This window comes from Neisseria sp. P0001.S005 (assembly GCF_051963715.1).
The window spans coordinates 1-8304 of sequence record NZ_JBQCTZ010000149.1 but is presented as its reverse complement, the minus strand read 5'-3'; the positions used below and the strand labels follow the sequence as shown (position 1 = coordinate 8304).

Below are 8304 nucleotides of genomic sequence, written 5' to 3'. Positions count from 1 at the left end.
TCCTTTACTAAAGACAACCGCCTTTCCTATTCGAATTGGGTGCGCCCGATTTTGGTGGACAATGTCCGTTGTGTGGCGGTCGATAAAAAGTTGGAAGAAGACAATCCGCAAATGTTCCGTTTCTTGATGGACTTTGCGGCGGATAATGATTTGCGCGTGATTGACTGCAAAGCCTTGCTCAAAGAGCAAGAGAGCAAACAGCAGGGTGAAGTGCCGGTTGAGCGCGTTTTGTTGGCGCAGGCGATTGAAGAAAAACATGCCGCCGAGCGTGCGGAAGCGGCCAATGCGCAGCCTGAGCCTCAAGCTGCCGCACCAGTGGTCGGCGTATTGCGCGAAATTCCGCCGGAAGAAACTGCAACTGCTTTTGCGGCCTTGAGTATTCTGCGTTCATCGTTGACCGATATTCACCGTTTTGTCGAACAAATCAACGAGCATCAGCGCAAAACCGGCTACCGTCTGCTGGGTATTTTTGAAGAAGGCAAACAAAATGCCGTAGCCGTATGCGGTTTCCATACTGCACATAACTTGGCCAGCGGTTACCATATCCATATTGATGATCTCGTAACCATGCCGCAATGCCGCCAAAAAGGCTATGCTTCTCGCTTGTTGGAAGAAGTACGCAAAATCGGTGCGGAAACCGGGGCAACCAAAATCCATCTGAATGTCCATGTGAACCATGACCGTGCCGATGCCCATCGTCTCTACTTCAAAAACGGATTTGAAATCTGCGCTTACCATTTCCGTTGCGACCCGAAATAATTTTTGTAGAAAGAGAACACTCAATGTTGAAGATTTTGACCGTGGCTGTTTTGACACTGAGCTTGGCGGCCTGCGCATCAGGCAGCGGACAAGGCAGCTCGCAAATGTATGGTGAGATTAAGGCCGGTGTAGAAACCAGCTATCAACGTTGAGATATACAATGACAAGGCCGTCTGAAATAGGTTTTCCTGTTTCAGACGGCCTTTTTGCAGCTTGCTTAGAGGGTTGTGGAGGTGTCGTCAGTGGCAACAGTCCGATGCAGGCGATACCAATTGTACAGACGCAAGATGCACAAGAAAGCGATGATGGGCATGCAGGCTGCGGTAACCAGATAACGCGGGTTGCTGAAGTTTAAAACGTTGTGACCGGAAAGCAGCGACAAAGCGGCATGCAACCATTCCCACAAAGACGAAATGCTGAATGCCAAAACAGCCAACAGGCCGAGGGTTCGGAAAATGCCGATGGGCAGGATTTGTTGGCGTAATACAGCGCGGTTGAGTTGGAACAAAACAATCAAACCGAAGCCGATGATGCAGACCATGCCGCCGTTGGCGACGATTTGCAGGCTGTTGAAGGCAATGTCGGGCGTAACGGAAATGGTACCGGATTGGTTGGAGGCGGTTTGTTGCAAATTTAAGCCTTGCATGACATTGAGTACGAAACCGTAGATTAGGTCGGCCAAAACGATGCCGATGGGTAGCGGAGTCAAAAAACGTTTCATGGATCAGTTGAGTATTCTATTAGTATGAGGGAGGCCGTCTGAAAATCAAAAATGACGACGTGAGAGTGTATTGTATCCGATAGAAAAGTAGGTTAATGCAAAAATAAATTTAGTTTAAGTCAGAAAATCATGTAATTTTACGCCAACATTATTGCATTGAGAGTACAATCTTCTTCATTATCAAACGTGGAATCAACAGGAAAGGACGTTTACATGAGCGAATTGCAACGTGATTTAACCCGTATCAGTCACAATACCAAAATTGTCGCCACATTGGGTCCGGGCAGCAACAATGTGCAATTGTTGGAAGACATGATCCGTGTCGGCGGTCTTAATGTCATCCGTTTTAACTTCAGCCACGGTACCCCTGAGTTCCATGAAGAAAATGCCCGCATCGTGCGCGAAGCCGCGAAACGCGCAGGTCAGGAAGTGGCTATTCTTGCCGACTTGCAAGGCCCGAAAATCCGTGTCGGCAAAATTGCCGGCGGCAGCATCGAGCTGAATAAAGATGAAACTTTAATTTTGGATGCCGCGCTTGAAGGCGAAGGCACACGCGAAGCGGTGGGTTTGGACTACCGTGATTTGCCGAATGACGTCGTTGCCGGTGATGTTTTGTGGCTGGATGACGGCCTGTTGACCTTGACTGTTGAGGCGGTTGAAGGAAGTAGGATTATTACAAGAGTTGAAAACAGCCATGTGCTGAAAAGTAATAAAGGTATCAATAAACGCGGTGGCGGCCTGTCTGCCGGTGCGTTGACCGAAAAAGACTTCCGTGACCTGAAAACGGCGATTGCCATCGGTTGCGACTACTTGGCCATCAGCTTTGTGAAATCTGCTGAAGATCTGCACATCGCACGCGCCAAAGTCGAGGAAGAAATGAAAGGCAGTACAGCCGTACGTCCCGGTTTGGTTTCCAAAATCGAGCGCGTAGAAGCCATTGAAAATCTAGACGAAATCATCCTCGCCAGCGACGGTATTATGGTTGCCCGCGGCGACTTGGCAGTGGAAGTCGGTCATGCCGCCGTTCCTGCCCTGCAAAAACGCATGATCCGCCGCGCCCGTGAGTTGCGCCGCTTCAGCATTACCGCGACCCAAATGATGGAATCCATGATTACGAATCCCGTACCGACCCGTGCCGAAGTGAGCGACGTGGCCAATGCGGTATTGGACGGTACCGATGCGGTAATGTGTTCCGCTGAAACTGCGGTGGGTGCGTATCCGTTTGAAACGGTCAGCCAAATGGCGGTTATTTGTGCGGCGGCCGAAAAAGAGCAGGACTCCCTCAATGGCGTTATCGAGCCAGTTGAATTCCAAGATCCTCTCAGCACCAACTTGGCGATTGCCCGCGGCGCGGTTACCGTAGCGCGCGCAGTTCACGCCAAAGCGATTGTCGCCCTGACCGAAAGCGGCTCAACCGCCTTCGAAATCAGCCGCCACAACATCACTTTGCCGATTTTCGCCCTGACCCCGAGCATTTCCGCACAACGCCGCATGGCGATGTATCGCGGCGTGCGTCCGATGATTTTGGCGACCAGTACCGACCACGATACTGCGCTGAACGAAGTGGAAGCTGTGTTGGTCGAACACCAAATTCTGTGTTCTGGCGACCAATACATCATTACCAGCGGCTCGAAAATGCGTGAATCCGGTTCGACCAACACATTGGAAGTGCTGCAAGTCAAATAATCGAATCAATGTTTTACTAAGTGGAAAAGCAGGCTGCCTTCAGCCTGCTTTTTTGTATTTTGGATATTTGTTATGTAAAAAACCGGTATTATGTAGCAGTTACACAAAGATTTAACCGATTAAAAACCTTAAAATCCCTATTGAAATTTTCCGTGTCTTATGACAACAAAGTATTGCTCATCGGCGGTGAAACAGAAGGCGGCAAAGCGTTAACATCTGTTCAAACAATGAGCTATGACGGCAAACAATTAAAAGTAGAATAATCTTCTTTTATTCCAAAGAAAAAGGCTTAACCCACTGAAGGTTAAGCCTTTTTTATTAGGTGTTAGTATGAAAAAAGATTGCCACGATGAATAAAAAAGTGCGGTTAAAAAAGAAGATGAATTTCAACCGCACTTAAATTTAATAAAACACCAAGATTTTCTAAGCAAATATGGTCTCTATTTTTATTAAAAATAAACCTTAGGCAGGCTTTTTAGTTTTTCTTTTAGGCTTAATTTTCACGCCGTTCTTTTTCGCCCATGCTTTTAATTTCTTCAAGAAAACCTCTCCCATTGGACGTGGATTACCTGAGAATAAAGTATTTAACCCGTTATTTTTGATAATTTGATGACGCAACGCTAAACGTTCTTCATGATTTTCAGCCAAACGAATAGCGCGCTCAATATATTCATCAATCGTATTTGCAATCAGCCAATCCGGCAAACCTAAACGACGGAATAAACCTTCATCAATGTGTTCGTGTACTTCCGCTCCGGTTTTACAGATACCTACCAATCCCATGGTGACCATATCAATAATGCCATTAGTATTGCCGAACGGAAGTGGATTTAACATCATGTCACAATCCTTAATGAGGCCAAGATATTCTTGGTAAGGCGTTTGCTGATGTGCCGTCGCATCATCTCCTAAATACGATTTAATAAAACGAGCTACATATGGATGCGTAATACCATATGATTGTCCCAGCATAAAATGAAAATGTATTTTCACCGCTGCTTTATCTCTGATAATCCTTAATATTTCCAAGAAATACGGATTTAATTTCATCGTAGTCGCTGCAATACCAATATTGATAACTGCCGGATTCTCACGTAACACATATTCCACATTGGTCGGTGCAAAGGCTGATGGAACATAAGGCAACGCATCTTTTGGAAGACGTAAAAGAGTCTCACTAAAACAATCTTCAGAGCCAACATAATCATCTTCAACCACAACATATTCAATGAAGTCAGAATATGTTGTTGCCGGATGACCTAACGCAATGGCTTGAATTGGCGCAACACGGGTATTGCTGAGGAAGATAGATAACAAATCCATACCAATAGACGGCATATATAAGATTGCAGCTTGATTTTTTTCACAAATATCACGAACAAGCCCCATTCTACTATATATATGATCGTCATGAGGAGATAAAACGAACTCATCAAAAACAGCTCGTCCCTGTTCATCGATTCGCTCACTCCCAATACCAATTAAATAAAAATGTTCACGCGCAGCAATCATGGATGTTGAGTGAGTTCGGTAAATAGAGTGTGCCATGTTGAAATGTTCCAAGATAACAACCATTACCGGTTTTCCATCTCGATAACCAATTTGAGAAACATCAAGATCTTTCCAGCCACATAAGAAATGATTTCGGCGAATCACTGTGTTTAAGGCTTTTTTTACATCATGTTTATTTGGTGCAACATCATAGCTGCAATGCATATACACATCATGACAAATACTATTAGGTACAGAATTTAAATCAGATAATGTGGCAAGCTTTTCAGGGAACCATTGTAAAATCGCAGCGCGCTTTGAAAACGCAGCAGGCGTACCAATAAAGCGCCCTGATTGCAATGCAAAGCAAAGTGAAGCACAAACATCAGGCGCAATATTCCACAGCATATCTAAATTAAGATTTAGGTTAGACTCCGGAAAATACATAATGCAAAACTTCACTAAGGAGTCGCGATTAGACTCAAGCTCAACTTCCAAAGAGCCAGGAACCGGATTTTTGTTATAAACCTGTAAGATATGATCAGCATTAATATAACTTGAGCTTGCAAAAATCATCGCCATCCAACGTTGGAATGAGAAAAAACGCTGCATACCGATATCTGAAATGGTAAGTTCTTGATCAGTAAATAGTTTTGTAATGACATTCGCCATTCTGTGGCAAAAATAGACGACAAGATCCATATCAAGCGTTTCCGCTTGATATTGTTCAGGATAAGAAAACTCAATCTGACCTAAAAGCCCAAAATTGTCATCTAGCTCAGTTAAAATAGCTAATAAAATGCTACAAGCTCGTTCATAGTCTTTTTGTTCTACCGCTTGTTCTAACAATTCAATATTCGGCGAAATCACCTCAGCTTGTTCAGCAGTGGCTTTTTTATTCATCCTAGCTCCTATAGCTAATTACGTGTTAAATGATTATGTATTAATACGTTTAAGTGTATCCCTACTTCATGAATAACCTTTTCAAACGATGACGTCAGACTATCAATCCGAATAGAGGTAATATTTGGATACCATAAATTGTTTCCACTTCCATATCCCCAACGCCAATCGCCAATAAAAGGCAAAAGTAACAATGTTTTCACTCCTAAAGCACCGGCCAAATGCGCAACTGATGTATCCACCGTCACAAGATAATCTAAATTAACTAAATAAGTAGCTGTTTCCCATAAGGTTTTTGCATTTTTGGCTAAATTTGGAATCTGATATTCAGCTAATAATTTTTTTTCTTCAAGATTGCATTCTTTCTGTAAGCAATACCAATTAGCCCCTTCTATATCAAATAAGAGTCTTAAAAGTTCAGGTTGGTGAATAGAACGAAAAGCATCATTTTCATGGGTGGGATTTCCTCGCCAAACAATCCCAATATTCAATTTATCAGGCATTTGTGAAATTTTCTTTTTTGCATTATCAATACTTTGCTGATCGATAAAAAGATAAGGATGACGCTTCACAATTTGATAAAAAGGAAGATCAATATATGCCATGATATCATGTGGAAAACTCCAATAATCAAAACTATCATCCAGCTCAAGATCGATCTTTTTACTATCAATCACGACATCAATATCCAGATGACTCTTCAATAATTTCACAACGGGAGTTTGTGCAATGAGTGTGATTTTTCTTACATTAAGTTGTTTTTTTAGTGCATAAGCTAATTGAGCAAACATCAACTCATCACCCAGACCGAATTCAGTCCAAATAACAAAATGTTTTCCCAATAAATTTTGCCCTTGCCATTTTTTTATTTGATGTACAGCTTTAGGGGGAGTTTTGGTTCTACGTGCATCAGACACCAAAGGTTGGCGCATTTTAAAACCTTTGCAATAATCTCCAGCCGTGATAACAGACAATGCCTTATATATTTCAATACCTTGATGATTAAAGCGTTGTTGAAAAGAAGCCCAACTTGCTTCAACCCCTTCAACTAATCCTAAGGTTTGATAAATATTGCAACGGTACATAATAGGCTCTATGGCAAAGGGAGATAATATTTCCATTTTATCAATCCATTGCAGTGCCATATCAAATGCTCTAGTTTCTAAAAAATAAGAAAGTTCTTGTTCATATACCTCATAGCTTTTATTCTGAACCACTTTCGAAAGTATTAAGATTGGGATCTCATCCGAAGAGGGAAAGATTTCTACAAACTCAGCCACTCTTTTCTTGAATTTATCAAATTGGAGATGACACTTTTTCGGCATTACAATAATACCGTTATTCTTCAAAACCCTCAGACAGCAAATAAAACTGCTGTAATTAAGACTGTAAGTTTCATCAACCAAAATAATATCGAAATGATTGGAAGGCAGCCCATGTAATTGATGAGGCTCTCCCATTTCCGGCGTCCAGTTTATTTTGTTTAAATTGGCTATGTAATTTTTATCAAAATTACTCAAAAAAGTAGGATCGCATAACAAAAGTGCGGTCATTTTTTCAGTAGTTTCAAAAGAAGTTTGTGTATTTTCCATAAGAAAAACCTGATAAAAATCGTGAGAGCTTACACTCTCACGATTTTATTTAGATTAGCGTTTACAATTAGCTATTGATTACCATTTGTAACCAACACCTGCCGCAACGCCTTTTTCGCCACTGCTGCTTGCTGCCATATTCAATTTGATAACAACTTTTCCGTTATCCGATGCGCGTGAGTAGCCCACAGCAACGGAAGCTGCACCACCTTGAGAACCTACAGCAGCACTAATCATTGAGTCACCGGCAGTATAAACTTGAGGCAATGCTGTTACTGCCATTGCATTAGCAGCGTAACCACGCATTTCCTTGTTCATCTTATCTACACGGTTGTTTAACTCATTGATCTTAGCCGGACTTCCTGCGACCTGATCTAATGCACGATTCAACTGACCTACAGTTGCGGCATCAGAATCTTTAACACCATCTCCCACATTGTGGATTTGGTTACCGCCCATATCAACGTTTGTACCGTTTTCAACTTTAACAGTATGACCAGCGCCACCTAAGGTTGCATTTTTCGCAGTCAAGTTGCCCGCAACTACAGTTCCTGCAGTCACTTTAGTTACGTTAATGTCATTAGTTAATGCTACAGTGATATTGCCACCAGTTTGACTGATCTTAATATTATCGCCTGCTTTAAATCTAACAACATTATTTGCTGCGTTGATGGTGGTTTCTGTTCCAGGTTCAGTCTGTAAAGTCCAACCTTTATCAACAGCTTGAAGCGCTTTTGACACTTTGCCATCAATGCCATTTGCTGTAGTCAATGCATTAGCTGCATCTGTTGCCGCTTTACCGGCTTTGATATCTGCCGCTACTGCTTTAGCATCTGCCGCTACCGCTTTAGCATCTGCCGCTTCAGCTTTCGCTACCGCACCATCAGCTTTAGCATCTGCCGCTACCGCTTTAGCATCTGCCGCTTCAGCTTTCGCTACCGCACCATCAGCTTTGGTATCTGCTGCTACAGCTTTAGCATCTGCTGCTTGAGCCGCTTCTGCCGCTTTACCGGCTTTGGTATCTGCCGCTACTGCTTTAGCATCTGCTGCTTTCGCTGCGTCTGCTGCCGCTACAGCTTTAGCATCTGCTGCTTCCGCTTTCGCTACCGCACCATCAGCTTTGGTATCTGCTGCTACTGCTTTAGCATCTGC

At 43.0% G+C, this 8304-nt stretch carries 8 protein-coding genes; 4 read left to right on the top strand and 4 right to left on the bottom strand.

Translation table 11 applies throughout. The features are described 5' to 3' along the window. A partial coding sequence (locus tag ACTHSP_RS14900; RefSeq protein ID WP_440346353.1) for a GNAT family N-acetyltransferase occupies positions 1 to 759 on the top strand: 759 nt, incomplete at its 5' end. Positions 760 to 782: 23 nt separating this feature from the next. Then, positions 783 to 911: a hypothetical protein gene (locus ACTHSP_RS14895; protein WP_440346352.1), complete on the top strand. Its 129-nt coding sequence runs from the start codon at positions 783 to 785 to the stop codon at positions 909 to 911. A 65-nt stretch (positions 912 to 976) separates the two neighbouring features. Here ACTHSP_RS14895 and ACTHSP_RS14890 read toward each other — a convergent pair whose 3' ends face one another. Beyond that, on the bottom strand, positions 977 to 1480 hold the full coding sequence (locus ACTHSP_RS14890) for a hypothetical protein (RefSeq protein ID WP_003684697.1): 504 nt from the start codon (positions 1478 to 1480) through the stop codon (positions 977 to 979). A 213-nt stretch (positions 1481 to 1693) separates the two neighbouring features. Here ACTHSP_RS14890 and pyk point away from each other — a divergent pair, with 213 nt between their 5' ends. Both pyk and ACTHSP_RS14880 read left to right on the top strand, forming a co-directional pair. After that, on the top strand, positions 1694 to 3166 hold the full coding sequence (pyk, locus tag ACTHSP_RS14885) for a pyruvate kinase (RefSeq protein ID WP_308187482.1): 1473 nt from the start codon (positions 1694 to 1696) through the stop codon (positions 3164 to 3166). A gap of 20 nt (positions 3167 to 3186) precedes the next feature. Beyond that, complete coding sequence (locus ACTHSP_RS14880; protein WP_440346351.1) at positions 3187 to 3429, top strand: hypothetical protein; 243 nt, start codon at positions 3187 to 3189, stop codon at positions 3427 to 3429. 199 nt (positions 3430 to 3628) lie between these two features. On the opposite strand, the gene ACTHSP_RS14875 is transcribed toward ACTHSP_RS14880, so the two are convergent. The 3 genes from ACTHSP_RS14875 to ACTHSP_RS14865 form a co-directional block, all read right to left on the bottom strand. Further along, complete coding sequence (locus tag ACTHSP_RS14875; RefSeq protein ID WP_003684688.1) at positions 3629 to 5560, bottom strand: UDP-glucose:protein N-beta-glucosyltransferase; 1932 nt, start codon at positions 5558 to 5560, stop codon at positions 3629 to 3631. Positions 5561 to 5574: 14 nt separating this feature from the next. Further along, a complete protein-coding gene (locus ACTHSP_RS14870) occupies positions 5575 to 7152 on the bottom strand; it encodes a hypothetical protein (RefSeq protein WP_003684686.1) in 1578 nt (525 codons plus the stop codon). A gap of 78 nt (positions 7153 to 7230) precedes the next feature. After that, a partial coding sequence (locus ACTHSP_RS14865) for a YadA family autotransporter adhesin (protein WP_440346350.1) occupies positions 7231 to 8304 on the bottom strand: 1074 nt, incomplete at its 5' end.